The sequence below is a fragment of the Nocardioides sp. P4_G10 genome (assembly GCF_056401175.1).
Map to the genome: position 1 here is coordinate 85,390 of NZ_JBFUJV010000011.1, position 15,257 is coordinate 100,646.

A 15,257-nucleotide genomic window follows, 5' to 3' on the forward strand; every position below is an offset into this window, starting at 1 on the left:
GAGGGGCCCGGCGGAACGCAGCCGCCTACTTCAACAGCGCCGATGCCGTCCCGGGTGTTACGGGTTCGTCGGACAATTTCCCGGGCGGGTTCGGACCGCTCGAGCGGCCCTCAGTCGGCCTCCCAGTAGGGGCCCTGCCGGTAGGGGTCCCGCTCGATCGTCGTGACCGGCCGGCGGACGGTCCTCCAGACCGTGCGAGGGGTGCCGTCCTCGTCGAGGACCGTCCGGGCGACGCGGAAGTTGACGTACGTCGTGGTGTAGGCGTTGCGTGAGTTCCGCTTGTTCCGCCACTGGTAGTTGAAGTTCGCGACGTACTTCCGCGTCAGCTTCTTGCCGCGGATCGTCATCCAGAGCTCGTCGTTGCCGGGGCTCAGGCTCGCCCAGTTGGCGGAGCCCGTGACGACCATGTCCGTGTCGGGGTTGCCGTTGTAGTTGCCCTGGATCGCGACGTACTTCTGGTGGCTGTAGTAGCTCAGGATCAGGTCGGGCTTGCCGTCCTTGTTGAGGTCGTAGTCGTCGTCGGGGTTGTAGTCGAGCCCGGTCGAGCGGAGCGGGATCCGCCCGCGCGGCGTCGGAGCGCCGACGACGCGCTTGGTGTGGTAGCCGATCAGGCCGTACATCACGCGCACCTTGCACCCTTCGATCCACTTCTGCCGGATCGCCGCGGCCAGGTAGTCGCCGCGCCTGCCCCGCATGGTGTGCATCGACACCGCGATGCGGCTCCGCTTCTGCCCGCCCGCGCCGTCAGGGGTCAGGCACTGGACCTTGCCGAGCAGGTCGAGGACGAGGTCGTTCCTCGGGCCCGACGGCTTGGGCCAGGCCCACACCGTGTGCTTGTCGACCGAGTCGTCGCACGCGACGCCGTTGGCGGGCGTGCCGCAGAAGAACTGCGGTGGCTGACGAGTGTCGTGGTCCTTGCGCATGTCGTTGAACAGCCGGACGAACTGGCGGAACAGCTCGTGGTCCCCGGAGGTGAAGTAGAGGTCGTTCCACTGGTGGATGTCGGCGTTGAGCATCATGTTGGCCGACCCCACGGCGATGACGTCCTTGGACCTGCCGGCCTGCGAGAACGAGTAGAACTTCGTGTGCATGTTGTTGTACTGGTTCTGCTTGCTCCGGCACCCGGCCGTGCACCGGTAGATGAAGCTCGAGCGATAGCGCTTGGCTCCGATCTCCTTGCGGATCGCTCGCATCGCCTTGGTGTACTGGTGGTCGTTGAGGATCATCTGCACCTTCACTCCGCGACGGTGCGCAGCGATGAGCGCCTTCGCGACCGGCATCCGGTCGAACGAGTAGACCGCGATCCGGATCGTCGAACCCCGCGGCGTGTGCTTGATCGTGTCGATGACCCTCCGCTCGATGCGGAACCAGCCCTTCTTGCGGCGTGGATCGTTGAAGAACGGGCCCTGCGGTGCCTTCCACCGCTTGCGAGCGGACGGGGCCGCCTGCGCGGCCCCCATGGCCGGGGCGACCGTCGGACCCACGCCTCCGACCGGGGCCGCCGCTGCGGGAACCGCGGCCAGTGGGGCGCCCAGGACCAGGCACAGGGTGAACAGGACCAACAACCTCGGCACGAACTCGCCTTCCCGACCGCCACCGTCGGTGGCGTCGTCACGCTCGGGCCCCGACGCGCGGACCCGCTGTCACGGGCGCGGTCAGGGCATGTCGACCGGACCCGCGGCGTGCGCTGGTCCGGTCCCGTCCATGGGGTGACGGCACCCGGGCCGACAAAGTTGTCGGCTCCGGGTGTCTGGTTGGCGAGACGAGGCTCACATCCCGGCGGCGGTCGGCTCCATCGACCTGGAGTGGTCGGCCCAGACGGCGTCGAAGTGCGCGACGTAGGCGTCGTGGATGGCTGCCCGCTGGATCATCACGACGAGCTCGTCGTTGAGCAGCGACACGTCGGACCAGTTCTCCGAGCCGGTCCACACCGCCCGGGTGGCCGATCCGTCCCAGGTGCCGTCGACCGACATCCACTTCTCGTGGACGAAGTGCTCCCACCCGGAGGTCTCGAACCCCGTCGCCACGTTGTCGTCGACGTCCAGCGAGGCGCTCCGGACGCGGACGCCGCCCGCGAGCAGGATCTCGACGACGTCCGGTCCTGCGGCGCTGACCAGGGCCTGGACCCGGCACCCCTGGGCACGCAGTGCCGCGACCCGTCGGGCCAGGTCTGCGCCACGGGCGCCGCGCCAGCCGTACATGCTGATGCGGAGCACGGTCCGCCCGGCGACGCCGCTCCCCGGGAGTGCCCGGCAGTCGACCCGCGCCAAGCGCTGGGCGACGGGGTCGTGGTCCGCGTCCGCGGGCCGTCCGGACGAGATGCTCGTCGTCACGTCGCCGTGGGTGACGTCGACCGCCGGCGCCTCGACCAGGCGGTCCGCCGCCAGCTCGGCGAAGACCCCGCTGTAGTCGTCGTACAGTTGCGGGCTCCCGTTGAAGGTCACCAGGTCGTTCCAGTGCACACCCGCGGCGTAGCCGGTGAGGTTGGCCGATCCCAGCATCACGACGTCGGACGCGTCGTCCGCCCCATCGCCTCCTCCGGAGAACAGGTAGACCTTCATGTGCTGGTTGCCGCGGTCGCCGAGCCGGCAGCTGGCGTGGCACACCTTGACGAARCTGGGCTCCGCGCCCGTCCGGCCCGACGCGTCGCAGGCGCCGAGGCTCGCGTCCGGGGCCGTGCCCAGCAGCCGCTGCAGGCGCCGGACGGGTGGAGAGACGAAGTTGTCGTTCAGGACGACCTGGACGGTGACCTGGCGGCGGGTGCACGCCTGGCGGAGCGCGTCGGCGATGTCGGGACGGTCGAAGCTGTAGGCCGCCATGCGGATCGTGCCGCGGTCCGGCGTGGCGTCGATGGCCTCCAGCACGTGGTCGGCGATCCGGTCCTGGGCGGCCACGCCGCCGGTCGGGTCGTTGAACAGCACGCTTGCCGCGGGGGCCAGGACGACCTCGGCAGCCGCGGCGGCCGCCAGGCGTGCGCTGTCCGCGTGCTGCGCCGAGCCTGCCGTCGCTCCCCCGAACGCTGCGCCGAGCACCGGGGTGGCGACCGCTGCCGCGACGCCGAGGACCACCGTTCCCACCAGCAGATTGGTTCGCATCCCGACCACCCGATCCCGTTGACGGGGGCTTCCTGCCCCGTGGATCGACAGTCCCGCCGCGGACGTTCCCCGGGCACGGGCCTGTGGTCTCGCCGGCCGCGGGACGGTTCGGACGCACCCGGGTGGGCAGTCTCGGTCGACGACCACCGTCGGCCGCGCGCGGTCCCGGCGTCCTGGGGTCCCGGTGCGGACCGGGACTCCCGGCTCAGGACGTCGGGAACGACGGCGGGCCCGGGCACGCGTCCCTCGTCGTGATCACGCGGGGCAGGTCGGGCCCCGCGGGTTCAGTCGGCGTACGCGGGGTCGTGCGTCCCGACCTTGCGAGCGGCGGCCAGGTGTCCGCCGAGGTAGCCACCGACGGTGGCGACCGCCGCGCCCGTCAGCGATCGGCGTACGCCGGCAGCGTGGTCGCCGCGTCGGCGGGCGAGCCAGGACGACGCGAAGATCCCGATGGCCACGGCGTTGGTCGCCGCGTGCACGACCCCGACCCGCTTGTCGCGATCGGCCGCGCTCGCCCACTCGGCCCAGCCGGTCCAGGCCGTGGGGCCGACGGCCAGCAGGCTGACGCCGATCAGGCGCTGCGCTGCGGTCCGCGAGTCGCGACCGCCGACCAGGTCGAGGATGGTCGCCGAGGTCCAGGTCCCGAGGACGACGTCGGTCAGCACCGGGTGGACGGCGTGCCCCAGCCAGTCGCCGCGCAGGACCTCGCCCCGCCGCCCGGTCGCGAACGCGGCGCCGACGAGTGGCTCGAGCGCGCGCACGGCGCCGTCGAGCGCTGCGGTGTCCTCGAGGTTGCGGGTCCAGCGCACCAGCCGCGGCGTGTCCATGGCTCCAGCCTCGCCCGACGGGGTCCACGGGTCAATGCACGTGGTCGAGCCCGCGGGTCAGACAGCGATGCTCACGGGGAAGGTGGCGATCCAGCCCAGCGTGCCGAGGAAGACGGCGCAGCCGGCCAGTGTCAGGACCCACCGCAGCCGAGGCGCGTTGACGCGCGTGCTCATGCCCGCGAAGAAGAGGGCCACGGCGTAGAGGACCACGGTGAGGACGTAGTTGCTGGCGCGCTGGATGTTGGCTCGGACCTCGGCGGCTGACGCCTCGGCTCGCGCGTCCAGCTCGTCAGCCTGCTGCTGTGACACGAGGTGGTACTCGTCCATCGCGAAGGGAGTGGGCGGAGCGTCGGGGTTCGTCAGCGGAGCGGTGACGGTCCAGGCGTCGAACGCGCGGCGGAACTCGGCGCGAAAGCGATCCATCACGAAGTCTGCGAGCTCGCGGTCGCCGGTCACGTCGGCCTCGGCCCACGCGATGAACGTGGCCACGTCGATCTCGGTCTGCGCCTCAGCGAGGCTGTCGGCGCGCGACGCCTCGATCCTGATGGCGTTGGTGCGCCCCGCAGCGGCGGCCTGCTCGCCGTTCCACCGCGTCGCCTGGTAGCTGCTCCACGACGTCGCCACGGCGGCGACGACGAGGAGCACCGTGGCCACGCCCTCCTGCCAGTCGCGACGGCGGTCCGTCGCCGCCTCAGAGCGGGTTGCCATCGGCGTCACACGGGAGCGGGACGTCGAGGTCGAGGATCTCGAGCTCGGTGTCGATCAACCGCACGGTCCGCTCCATCGCAGTCGGCTGCAGTCGTCCGATGCCGCCGCCGTGCGGATGGTCGAAGAACGCCAGCAGGAGCAGGAGCAGTGCGATGACCGCCGTCGAGCTCCCCATGAGCATCCCCTGGGTGACGGGTCCCTCCGTCGGGTCCGCGAAGAAGAGCAGGTAGCCGAAGATGACGGCCGTGATCAGGAACAGGGCCAGCCACAGCGGGAGCGGGATGATGCCTTCGGCACCGTGCACCCGGGTGATCCTCGCCTGCTCGCGCTGGATCGTCTGGTCCATCCAGCGGTCGTACGCCGACTGCTCCGTAGCCTCCTGCGGCACCACGTCCGAGATGGTCCGGAACATCTCCACGCCCCAGGGGTTCATGCGATCGCCGAGCGTCCCGGCCTCGAGCGCCTCCCACTCCGGACCCGCGACCGATCGGGCGTAGCAAGCCAGCTCGGCAGTCAGCTCACCGGAGACCGCGGTCGGGAGGAACTGAGCGGTCTGCGTCTGCTGCAGGACCGTCGTCGCCTCCAGGTCGGCGCCGGTACGGGAGGAGTCGTACGACTGGAAGGACAGGAAGATGATGAAGCCGAGCAGCACGGAGAAGCCCGTGGCGAGCACCCCGAAGACACCGGACGCGCGGTCGCCGTCCTGGAAGTAGCTGCCCTCCGGAGCGCGACGACGGACCGCCAGCATCGCAGTCACGGTCACCGCCGTGGCAACGACGACCACGAGGATCCCGACCACCAGGTTCATCGCGCTCCCCCGGGGCGCCGCGGAGGTCGTGGGAGCTCGCGAACGGTTGGCATCTGGTGTCCTCGCTCGAGGGGGCGATCGCGTCCAGCGTCACCGCATGCACCGCCGCGCACCTCACCCTCGGTGAGTGAGGCCGCCGGGGTGCACCTGCAAGGGCCGGCAGCACCGTCGGGGCCAGGCTCACGCCGGCGTCGAGCACCTGCGCGCCGTGCTCGTGCTGGACACTCCCGAGACGTCCTTGCTGCAGCCGAGGATCAGGATGGCCAGGTCGTCCGCGAGCTGGTCGCCGTGGAACTGCTGGACGGCGTCGACGAGCAGGGCGGACAGCTCCACGGCGGGCCGGTCCGCGTGGCTGCGGAGCAGCTCGGCCACCCGCTCGGTACCGAACATCCCGCGTCCCCGCTGCCTGGCCTCCACGAGACCGTCGGTGAAGACGCACAGGAGGTCTCCGGGGGCCAGGTGGAGGGCGGTGTCGTGGAGGTCGGGCTGGTCGAACAGCGCGATGGCGGTGCCGAGGGCACCGACTTCCTCCACTTCTCCGGTGGCGCGCAGCACGATGGGCGGGTGGTGACCGGCCAGCGTGAACACCACAGCTAATCCGTCGTCCTCGGGTCGCAGGGTCCCGTACACGAGCGTGCAGTGGCGTTCCAGGTCGGTCTGGCTCAGCAAGGTCGAGTTCACCTTGCGCACCGTGTCGCTGGGCAGGGAGCGCGCGTCGGCCAAGGCCCGTAGCGAGTAGCGAGTAGCCGCACTCACCGTCGCGGCAGCTGCACCCTTCCCGCTGACGTCGCCGAGCACGAAGCCCCATGTCTGCTCACCCAGGTCGAACACGTCGAGGAAGTCGCCGCCAACTTCTCGACCATCGCCGGCCGGACGGTACTGGCTGGCGAGCTCGATGCCGCTGATCTCGGGAAGCGCTGGGGGCACCATGCTCGCCTGCAGCTCCGAGGCGACGCGGGACTGGTCGTCGAGGACCTCCTGGAGGCGCCGGCGGTCGCGGACACGTTCGGTGATCTCGTGCAGCACCACCACCGTCCCGGCCGGCCGCCCCGACCCGTCGACGAGTCGCTCGTGGGAGACGTCGAAGGTGCGGCTTCCCGCGTCGGCATTTCCTCCGGGCAGGCTGACCTCGTCCAGCGCAGTGCCAGCACCTCCCATCGGGACGATGTCCGCCAATCGTCGCCCGAGCAGCGCAGCGCGGCTTGCCCCCATCAGCCGCGCCGCGGCGGGGTTGGCGTCGACGATGCGGCCGAAGAGGTCGGTGACGTAGACCGCGTCCGACATCCTCTCGAGCACGGCGCTGCGTGCCAGAGGTGTGAGGTCCACGAGGCGCTCGTCGAAGAGCCCCCAGACCAGCACCACGCCAGTGACGGTGAATGCGAAGGGCGTCAGGTCGACGGTGGCGAACCAGCCCACGTTCGCGTTGTACAGGACGTTGGCCGCCCACGGGACCAGGGCGGCGGCCAGCATCACCGCGGCCATCCGGCGATAGCTGCGTGCGAGGCGCCCCATGCTGGCGACGAACAACACTGTCGCGACGAGGAGGACGAGGTAGTTGTACGCCAGCAACAGGTTGAAGGCGGGTCCCGCCACCACCTCCGGAGTCGGGTCGAGGGCCGCCGACGGTGGGTAGGACCGTACGAGGTCGTGGGTCGCGGGGAGTGCCAGCATCACGTTCGTCAACACCGGCACGACGGCCAGGAGGCACAGCAACCGTCCGGTGACCCACCGGTCCCGCCCGGTGTACTGCAGCACGAAGGTCAGCCACGCCGGCGGCAGCATCGCGACGCCGAGATACTTCAGGTCACCCCACCGACTCTTGAGCGCGATGTCGTCGACGGCGAGCTCCATCCCGTACGCCACACCCCACCACGCCACCGCCAGGAGCAGCACCGCCAGGCTCCACCCCATGCGCACGTTCCGACGCCAGGCGACGTACGTCGCGAGCCCGGCGTGCGCAACCCCGGCAACCGCCATGATGACGGCGAAGAACGTCAGCACCCCGAGTGCCCTCCCGTCCCTCAACGGCACAATCCAGACCGGTACCCAACGTTGCCCACGGCTGGGAAGCGACCCACGATCCACCCATGGTCACGACGCACCGCCACGCAGACGAGCGTCTGTCCAGCGTTCCACCACAATTTGGGTACGTCGAGCCCCTCGGCGTCCCGGAAGAGCGCCCCGACAAGGTCCGTTGGTCCGCCGTGACATCGGCAAGGCGGATGCTCGGAGACCAGCCCCGCCAAGCCCCGTGGCCCGGCGGGGCCTCGACCCCAACGCCCCCGCGGGGGTCGTGCCGCGACCGTACGTCGGCGCCCGCGCCCACGCGGGCCACTCCCAGAACTTCACCGCTGGGGGTGGAACAGCGCTAGACCATCCGTTCCGCACCCTCGAGACGTACGGATCGACGGTTGGCCAGCACGTCACCAGGGCAGCGGGCCGCGGTGCGGATCGTCGACCGTCCCGCGGCAAGCGGACCCAGGACGCCGTTGGTGGGCGGCAAGTGATCGGTCAGCCGACGGCAAGCAGGTGCCGACAGGCTCCGGACATCTGATCGGCACGAGTCCCTGGAGCCGACCACGAAGGGCGCGACCCGCAGCTCTGCGCGTACGCCTTCACTCCTGCTCGCGACCCGCCCACCCGAAAGGCACTGCCATGACCGACCTCGACAGCCGCTCGCCGCTCGCCGCCCTCCGACCCCTGCCCTCCCACGAGGACGCGGGCCCCGCGCTGGACGAGCTGCAGACCCTCCTGCCCGGACGCGTGATGCTGCCGGCGCACGAGGGCTGGGACCTGGCCCGGCTGGGCTGGTCGGTCAACGTCGACCAGCACCCGATCGCCGTCGTCACCGTGCAGACCCCGGACGACGTGGTCGTCGCCGTCGGGTGCGCGGCCCGCCACGGCCTGAGCGTCTCGACCCAGCCCGTCGGCCACGGGGCCACGACCGCCCTCACCGGGACCGTCCTGCTGCGCACCGGCGCGCTCCAGGACCTCACCATCGACGTCGAGCGCCGCGTCGCCCGCGTGGGCGCAGGGGTCAAGTGGGGCACCCTGCTCGCCGCTCTGGAGCCGACCGGGCTGATGGCCCTGGCCGGGAGCAGCCCGGACCCGAGTGTCGTCGGGTTCACCCTCGGTGGCGGGCTCAGCTGGTTCAGCCGTGCCCTCGGGCTCACCGCGCACAGCGTCGTCGCCTTCGAGATCGTCGACGCAACGGGGGCCCGTCGACGGATCTCGCCCTCCGCCGACCCGGAGCTCTTCTGGGCGATGTGCGGTGGGGGCGGCGACTTCGGGGTCGTCCTCGCCGTCGAGATCATGCTCGACCATGTGGGTCCGATCGTCGGCGGCAGGATGCTGTGGCCGCTGGAGATGGCCCGCCCGGTCCTGCGCGCGTTCCGGCAGATCACGGCGGATGCTCCCGACGAGCTGACCCTCTGGGCACACCTGTTCAGGTTCCCGCCGATGCCGGAGCTTCCCGAGCTCCTGCGGGGGCGCTCCTTCGTGTCGGTGGACCTGACGTTCCTCGGCTCGGAGACCGAGGCCAACCGGTTGCTCAGCCGACTGCGGCAGCTGCCCGCACAGGTCATCGACACGGTCGGCGTGGTCCCGCTCTCGCAGCTGGGCGGGATCGCCGCCGAGCCGGTCGACCCGATGCCGACCCAGGAGTACTCCGAGCTGCTGCGAGGTCTGGACGACGCGACGCTGGACCGGCTGGTCGATGCAGCCGGCACCGACGCCGACATCCCCCTCGCGGTGGTGCAGATCCGCCACCTCGGCGGCGCCCTCACCCGGGCGACCCTCGCGGACGGACCCAATGGCGCGATCGCGGAGGAGTACTCCGTGTTCTGCCTCGGCGTCCCGGTGGCTCCTGGCCTGCCGGAGGCGATCGAGGCGGCGTTCGGCGAGGTGCGTACGGCGTTGGCCGGGCAGCGGAGCGGACGGACGCTCTTCAACTTCCTGGGCGCGGAGTCCGACCTCGGGTCCACCTTCTCCGTCACCTCTCGGGCGCGCCTCCGCCAGGTCAAGGCCTCCACCGACCCGGCAGGCGTGTTCCGCAGCAACCGGCCCGTCTGACCGGCTCCTCCACCAGGTGGTCACCACACGTCGGGGGGCGTGTGGTGGCCACCTCGGCGTTCCTTCGACGTACGTGCGGTGCGAATCGGCTTCCGCCGAGGCGCGAGCGACCCTAGTGTCTCGGTCTGTGCACCCCGATCGGAGCATCGCGTGACACTGGAGCCCGGCGCGGCACCCGCGCCGCAGACGCTCGTACGCGTGCTCGGTCCGGTGTCAGCCACGGTCGACGGGCGCGCGTGTGGCATCTCCTCACCGCTGCAGCGCGGGCTGCTGGGACTGCTGGCGGCCGACGCCGGGCGGGTCGTGTCCGTCGACCGGCTGCTCACCGAGCTGTGGGGGGACTCGACGTCCGAGTCCGCGCTCTCGTCGTTGCAGGTGTGCGTGTCCCGCCTCCGCCGCGCTCTCGGCGACACCGCCAGCGGTGACAGGGTCGAGCCCCCGTCGGTCCGGGTGACGCGTCGTGCGCCCGGGTACGTCCTCGAGCTGCCCGAGGGCGCCCTCGACGCCTGGCGCCTCACCCGGTTGGCCGACGCGGCTCGCGCCCGGGTGACCACCGATCCCGGCGCCGCCCTCGAGCTGCTCGACGAGGGGTTGGCCCTGGTGACGGGAGACCCGCTCAGCGATGTGGTCGACGCGCTCGGGCCGGTGGCAGCCGCCGAGGCGCAGCGGCTCGCCGACCTGGTGCTGCGTGCCCGTGAGACCCGGGTGGAGGCCCTCCTCGGGGTCGGTCGCGCACCTGACGCGGCCACCGCGGCGGAGCACCTGCTCGTCGGCGAGCCGCTGCGCGAGAGCCTCCACGCCCTGCGGCTGCTGGCGCTCTACCGGAGCGGTCGACAGACCGACGCCCTGGCCGCCTACCAGGCACTGCGCGACCAGCTCTCCGAGGACGTAGGGGTGGATCCCGGTCCCGCGCTTCGACGACTGCACGCCCAGCTCCTGCAGCAGGACCCGACCCTGGACTGGTCCCCGCCGCGGACCGCAGCCGTCGTGGAAGGTGTGCCGGCCAGTCCACCTGGAGCATCGGGAACGACGGGACCGGCGGGCAGGCACCCCCTCCTGGGTCGCGACGCCGAGGTCGACCTCCTCGAGCGGGCCGTACGTCGCGGCGCGCAGGGCCACGGTGCGGTCTGGGTGGTGTCGGGCGAGGCCGGGATCGGGAAGACCCGGTTGGCGGAGGAGGTCGCCGCGAGGACTCGTGCCGTCGGCACGGTGGTGGCCGTCGGCCGGACCAACGAGACGAGCGACGGCACGCCCTACTGGCCGTGGGCGCAGGTCCTTCGCAACCTTCCGGGCGTCCCGGGTGACGGTCCGGCTGGTGTGGTGATGGGCACTGCTGGGATGGCCGAGGGGTCCAACCTCACCCAGGCGGCGCTGCACGACGCGGTGGCGGACCTCCTCGTCGGCGAGGCGCGCCGCTCCGGCCTCCTGCTGGTCGTGCTCGAGGACCTCCACTGGGCCGACGAGGCAAGCCTGTTGCTCCTGTCGACGCTCGCCGGGCTGGTCAGCGACGCCCCGATCGTGCTGCTGTGCACCTACCGCGTGGAGGACGCAGCGCCAGCAGGAGCGTTCGGATCGATGCTCGCTCGACTCGCGCGGACGCCGGCCACCGAACGCCTCCGCATGTCCGGACTGCCCGAGGAGGCGTCGCGGGACCTGCTCGCCGTACGTCTCGGCTGGCAGCCCGACGAGGCCCTGGCTGCCCGGGCCGCCGCGCGCACGGGCGGCAACCCGTTCTTCCTCCAGGAGCTCGCCCGGCTGGTGCGGGACTCCACCCACCCGCACCTGGCGTGGGACGACATCCCCGAGACGGTCCACGACGTCCTCACCCATCGACTGAGCCGGCTACCGGTCCAGGCCCGGCGGCTGCTCGACGTCGCAGCGGTGGTGGGGAGGGACTGCGAGCTCGGCCTGCTCGAGGTGGTCTCGGGGCTGTCCCCGGACGACGTCGACGCCGGGCTTGCCGCGGCGGTGGCGTCCGGACTCACCGTCGAGGTCGGCTCCCCCGCCCCGGTCCTCCACTTCCAGCACGCGTTGATCCGAGAGGCGCTGTACGCGCAGCTGGGCGCCCGCGCACGGATGCGCCTGCACGCGGCCGTCGGCGAGGCAATGTCGCAGCGCCCCGGGGTGGACGTCGACGACCTCGTCCACCAGCTCATGGCGGGGGGCGACCTCGTCGAACCAGGGCTCGTCATCTCCACCGCGACCCAGGCCGTCGACCGCGCGATGACGCAGCTGGCCTTCGACCACGCCGACGAGCTCATCGACCAGTCCCTCGGCCTGCTCGAGAGGGTCCCGGCAGGCGCCGCGCGCGACGGCCTCGAGCTGGCCCTGCAGGCGCGCCGCGGGACGCTCGCGATGACCCGGCTCGGTCTCGGCGCACCGGAGGCCGGCGCCGCCCTCGAACGTGCCCTCGAGCTCGCGCTCGGGCTCGAACCCGGGCCGGACGTGTTCGCAGCGATCTACCGCCGTTACCTGTGGCTGCTCATGGCGGGCGACTTCGCCGCCGTCCAGCAGCTCGCCGACGTCGTACTGGCACACGCCGCATCAGCACAGGGTCCGGAGGCCGCCGATCGCTTCACCCTCCTGGGCCGTCTCGCCCGCGGCTCGGTCCTGTGGTGCCTCGGCGACGCCGAGCCCGCCGTGCAGGAGCTCGAGCGTGCCCTCCAGCTCGCGCAAGGCGCTGGGGTCGGCGTGCTCGTCATCGCCTTCGGGGACCCGGCCGTACGCATCCGGATGTTCTTGTGCCACGCGCTCGCCGAGGCGGGACGCCGGGACGACGCGATCGCCGTCGCCGACGAGATGGTGCACCAGGCGCACCTCTCGGGACCGGCGGACGAGAGCGACGCCCTCGCCACCCGCGGGATGATGTACGCCGCGTTCGAGGAGCCCCACAAGGCCCACGACGACGGCGTCGAGGGCGCGAGGCTGGGGCGACTCGCCGGAGCCGACCTGCTCGGGCACTTCGCCGCGCTCAACGAGAGCTGGGGCGATGCGATCTCCGGCGCCACCCACGCATCCGATGCAGTGGAGCTCGCCCGTTCAGCAACGGAGGGATACCGCGCGACGGGCACCCGGATGCACGACCCGATCGTCTACACGATGCTGGCCGAGGCCGAGGCAGCCACCGGCCACCCGGACCGGGCGGCGAAGGCCGCGGCAGCCGGACTGGACGCCCTCGCACGCACCGGCAGCCGGTTGTGGCGGGGGCGGCTCGAGCGGGCCGCGGACGCCGCTCCGTTCACGACCTCCTGAGATCGCTCCCCTGGGCAGGTCCAGTCAGGTACGCAGTCGTCGCCAGGCCCGCGCTGCTGACACTGGCACCACGAGCGTGATGACCAGCGCCACCAGGAGCAGAGCCACGTTGGCGGCACCGTTGACCGGGTCGGCGTCGTCGGCGCCGTCGGTGAGCTCGGGATGGCGGGCGAGCCTGACCTCGACGAGGGTGAGGATCGCCGTGGACAGCACCATCGACCCGACGTAGAGGAGCCCGTCCAGGCGAGGGCGGACGTCGCGTCGTACCACGCGCCGGGCCGTCCCTTCGCCCGGGGCGGGCCGGTCCGACGTCCGCGGATCGGCGACAACCTTTTGGACCGCGGCCTCGTCACACGGGTTCGTCAACGTCCGCAACCGCAAGGGGAATCATGCGAGTCACCAGTCTTTCCGCCGCCGCGCTCATGGGGGCGGCGTTGCTCGTGCCGATGGGCACGGCCACTGCAGCGGCCGAGACGTGCGAGGGGCGACCGGCGACCATCGTCGGCATGCCGGGCGGCCACATCACCGGCACCGAGGGCGCGGACGTCATCGTCACGAACGGAGCGACAACGGTCGACGCACGCGGCGGGGACGACCTCGTGTGTGCGACCGGAGACGCCCCCGTCGGAGCCATCCTCGGAGAGGGGGCCGACACGTTCCTCGACCAGGGGGGCAAGCTCCACGGGGTCGCCGGTGGCACGGCCGACGGCACCGACACGGAGGCCGACGTCATCCGCCTCGCCTCCTACGGAACCGTCCGCACCGGCACGCCGGGTCACCCGAACGCCGACACGATCGACCTCGCCGCCGGGGGCGATCTCTACTGGTACGGCACCCAGACCGCCCCGGGGTCCGTGAACAGCAGCGGGGGCGGCCTGTTCCTCCGGGGCACGAGCGACGTCACGGTGGACGCCGGCGGCACTGTCACCGGGGTCGACACGTCCTTCGCATACAGCGGCCGCTTCAGCGCATTCTCGTTCCGCACGGCGGCCGAGACCGGGAAGTTCACGTTCCGCGGCACCGAGGCCGGCGAGAGCCTCGAGGTCGACGCGCCGACGACGTACGACCGCGACGTCGCGCTCGGAGGCGGGGACGACACCTACGAGACGAACGGACTCGGCGGGAAGGCGTCGTGGGCCAAGGGCAACGACGGCGAGGACAAGCTCCTGCTCGACCTCTCTGGCCACCGCGTCAAGGCCGGCCTGGGCCGCCGGGTGACCGCGGCCGACGGCCAGACGTCGACCCGCATCCGGGGCTTCGAGGACTACACGATGTCCGCGCGGCGCGTGAAGGTCCGCGGCACGAACCGCGGCGAGCGTCTGCACCTGATCGCCTGCCGGACCCGCGTCGACGCCGGGCCGGGCAAGGACGTCATCTCGCACTCCGTCGAGTACATGGACGGCGACGAGTGGACGACGCCGCGGTGCCGCAACTACCGGGCGGTCGTCTTCGGCGGCCGTGGCCGCGACACCATCCGCGGCACCCCCGGCAAGGACCGTCTGATCGGCGGCCGCGGCAGGGACACCATCGACGGTGACTTCGGACGCGACGTGTGTCAGGGCGAGAAGGTGCGGAGGTGCGAACGCCGCATCTGACCGAGGTTCGCACGCTGAGGCCCTCACGACCGATGTGTCGTGAGGGCCTCGCCATCTGTGGGCCGCTCATCGGCGGGTGCAGCTCGGCAGATCCCCACTCATGCCTATCCGTCAGGCACCTCCGGAGGTCATGATGGATTGCCGCGCCACGTCTCGTGGTGGCAGGCGCCGCTGGTCGAGAGGGAGGCTTTCGATGGTGACGTTCGCAGGGGTCGACCACGTGTCGCTCACCGTCTCCGACCTCGACACGAGCCAGGACTTCTACACCTCCGTGCTCGACTTCGTGCTGGTCCTGGACGTCGGCTACGGACGCATCTTCATGCACCCCGGCACCGGGTTCACCCTGTCGCTGATGAAGCACGACAAGGCACTCGGCGGTGCATTCACCGAGCTGACGACGGGACTCGATCACCTCGGCCTCACCGCAGCGTCGCGCGCTGACCTGGAGGAGTGGGAGCGTCGCTTCGACGAGCTGGGCGTGACCTACACGCCCATCCGCGACATGGAGTTCGGGTTCCACCTCAACTTCCGGGACCCCGACAACATCGCGTTGGAGCTGTCAGCTCCGAACGAACACCTGCTAGCGGCCAAGAAGGCCCTGGCTGACGGCCAGACGAGCCAAGCGGACATCGACGCCTTCATTGACGAGCACGAGCTGGACCTACCGCAGGCCGGCAAGGGCTGACCACTCCCCCGGCGCCCCGTGCTCGAGGCACCGGTCCCCGAATCGGGCGTCGGGTCGCTGGTGGGCGGACGGCGCGCAGGTCGCAGGCCCGAGATCGTCACACGAGCGACGGTGGCGTGACCCCGCCGTCAACGGAACGAAACGCGCCCATGAACGGCCGCTCACAAACTTTCAACCTCGACACCACGTCTCGCACTCGGCTCGCGTCGCTGCAGC

Annotated in this window: 11 protein-coding genes; 4 read left to right on the top strand and 7 right to left on the bottom strand. The window is 71.5% G+C overall.

Annotated features, from left to right (window positions below; all coding sequences use genetic code 11):
- Window positions 1–110 precede the first annotated feature (110 nt).
- The 6 genes from AC1DP1_RS13150 to AC1DP1_RS13175 form a co-directional block, all read right to left on the bottom strand.
- Complete coding sequence (locus AC1DP1_RS13150) at window positions 111–1,574, bottom strand: phospholipase D-like domain-containing protein (RefSeq protein WP_477507211.1); 1,464 nt, start codon at window positions 1,572–1,574, stop codon at window positions 111–113.
- 195 nt (window positions 1,575–1,769) lie between these two features.
- Window positions 1,770–3,095: a phospholipase D-like domain-containing protein gene (locus AC1DP1_RS13155; protein ID WP_477507212.1), complete on the bottom strand. Its 1,326-nt coding sequence runs from the start codon at window positions 3,093–3,095 to the stop codon at window positions 1,770–1,772.
- A 284-nt stretch (window positions 3,096–3,379) separates the two neighbouring features.
- Window positions 3,380–3,922 carry a DUF2231 domain-containing protein gene (locus tag AC1DP1_RS13160; RefSeq protein WP_477507213.1) on the bottom strand — a complete coding sequence of 181 codons (543 nt, stop codon included), beginning with the start codon at window positions 3,920–3,922 and terminating at the stop codon, window positions 3,380–3,382.
- A 57-nt stretch (window positions 3,923–3,979) separates the two neighbouring features.
- Window positions 3,980–4,630, bottom strand: a complete 651-nt coding sequence (locus tag AC1DP1_RS13165; RefSeq protein WP_477507214.1) for a hypothetical protein — start codon at window positions 4,628–4,630, stop codon at window positions 3,980–3,982.
- Entirely contained in the window at window positions 4,614–5,438 is an 825-nt protein-coding gene (locus AC1DP1_RS13170) for a bestrophin-like domain (protein WP_477507215.1), read from the bottom strand. Before AC1DP1_RS13170 ends, AC1DP1_RS13165 begins: the two co-directional genes overlap by 17 nt.
- A 180-nt stretch (window positions 5,439–5,618) precedes the next feature.
- Window positions 5,619–7,439 (bottom strand): histidine kinase N-terminal 7TM domain-containing protein, encoded by a 1,821-nt coding sequence (locus tag AC1DP1_RS13175; RefSeq protein WP_477507216.1) that lies wholly within the window; start codon window positions 7,437–7,439, stop codon window positions 5,619–5,621.
- Window positions 7,440–8,093: 654 nt separating this feature from the next.
- Between AC1DP1_RS13175 and AC1DP1_RS13180 the strand changes: the two genes are divergently transcribed.
- Together AC1DP1_RS13180 and AC1DP1_RS13185 are read left to right on the top strand one after the other, a co-directional pair.
- On the top strand, window positions 8,094–9,509 hold the full coding sequence (locus AC1DP1_RS13180) for an FAD-binding oxidoreductase (RefSeq protein WP_477507217.1): 1,416 nt from the start codon (window positions 8,094–8,096) through the stop codon (window positions 9,507–9,509).
- A gap of 150 nt (window positions 9,510–9,659) precedes the next feature.
- Window positions 9,660–12,761, top strand: coding sequence for a BTAD domain-containing putative transcriptional regulator (locus tag AC1DP1_RS13185; protein WP_477507218.1), 3,102 nt, complete (start codon window positions 9,660–9,662; stop codon window positions 12,759–12,761).
- Window positions 12,762–12,785: 24 nt separating this feature from the next.
- Here the strand turns inward: AC1DP1_RS13185 and AC1DP1_RS13190 are convergent, their stop codons facing one another.
- The gene (locus AC1DP1_RS13190; RefSeq protein WP_477507219.1) at window positions 12,786–13,031 is read right to left on the bottom strand and encodes a hypothetical protein; all 246 of its coding nucleotides are present in this window, start codon (window positions 13,029–13,031) and stop codon (window positions 12,786–12,788) included.
- A 119-nt stretch (window positions 13,032–13,150) separates the two neighbouring features.
- Between AC1DP1_RS13190 and AC1DP1_RS13195 the strand changes: the two genes are divergently transcribed.
- Together AC1DP1_RS13195 and AC1DP1_RS13200 are read left to right on the top strand one after the other, a co-directional pair.
- A complete protein-coding gene (locus AC1DP1_RS13195; RefSeq protein WP_477507220.1) occupies window positions 13,151–14,356 on the top strand; it encodes a hypothetical protein in 1,206 nt (401 codons plus the stop codon).
- 196 nt (window positions 14,357–14,552) lie between these two features.
- Window positions 14,553–15,041, top strand: coding sequence for a VOC family protein (locus AC1DP1_RS13200; protein ID WP_477507221.1), 489 nt, complete (start codon window positions 14,553–14,555; stop codon window positions 15,039–15,041).
- Window positions 15,042–15,257: the final 216 nt, after the last annotated feature.

Excerpts from the sequence above, each read along its gene's own strand:
- AC1DP1_RS13160 (WP_477507213.1), bottom strand. The coding sequence starts at position 3,922 with ATGGACACGCCGCGGCTGGTGCGCTGGACCCGCAACCTCGAGGACACC.
- AC1DP1_RS13165 (WP_477507214.1), bottom strand. The coding sequence starts at position 4,630 with ATGGCAACCCGCTCTGAGGCGGCGACGGACCGCCGTCGCGACTGGCAG.
- AC1DP1_RS13170 (WP_477507215.1), bottom strand. The coding sequence starts at position 5,438 with ATGAACCTGGTGGTCGGGATCCTCGTGGTCGTCGTTGCCACGGCGGTG.
- AC1DP1_RS13180 (WP_477507217.1), top strand. The coding sequence starts at position 8,094 with ATGACCGACCTCGACAGCCGCTCGCCGCTCGCCGCCCTCCGACCCCTG.
- AC1DP1_RS13195 (WP_477507220.1), top strand. The coding sequence starts at position 13,151 with ATGCGAGTCACCAGTCTTTCCGCCGCCGCGCTCATGGGGGCGGCGTTG.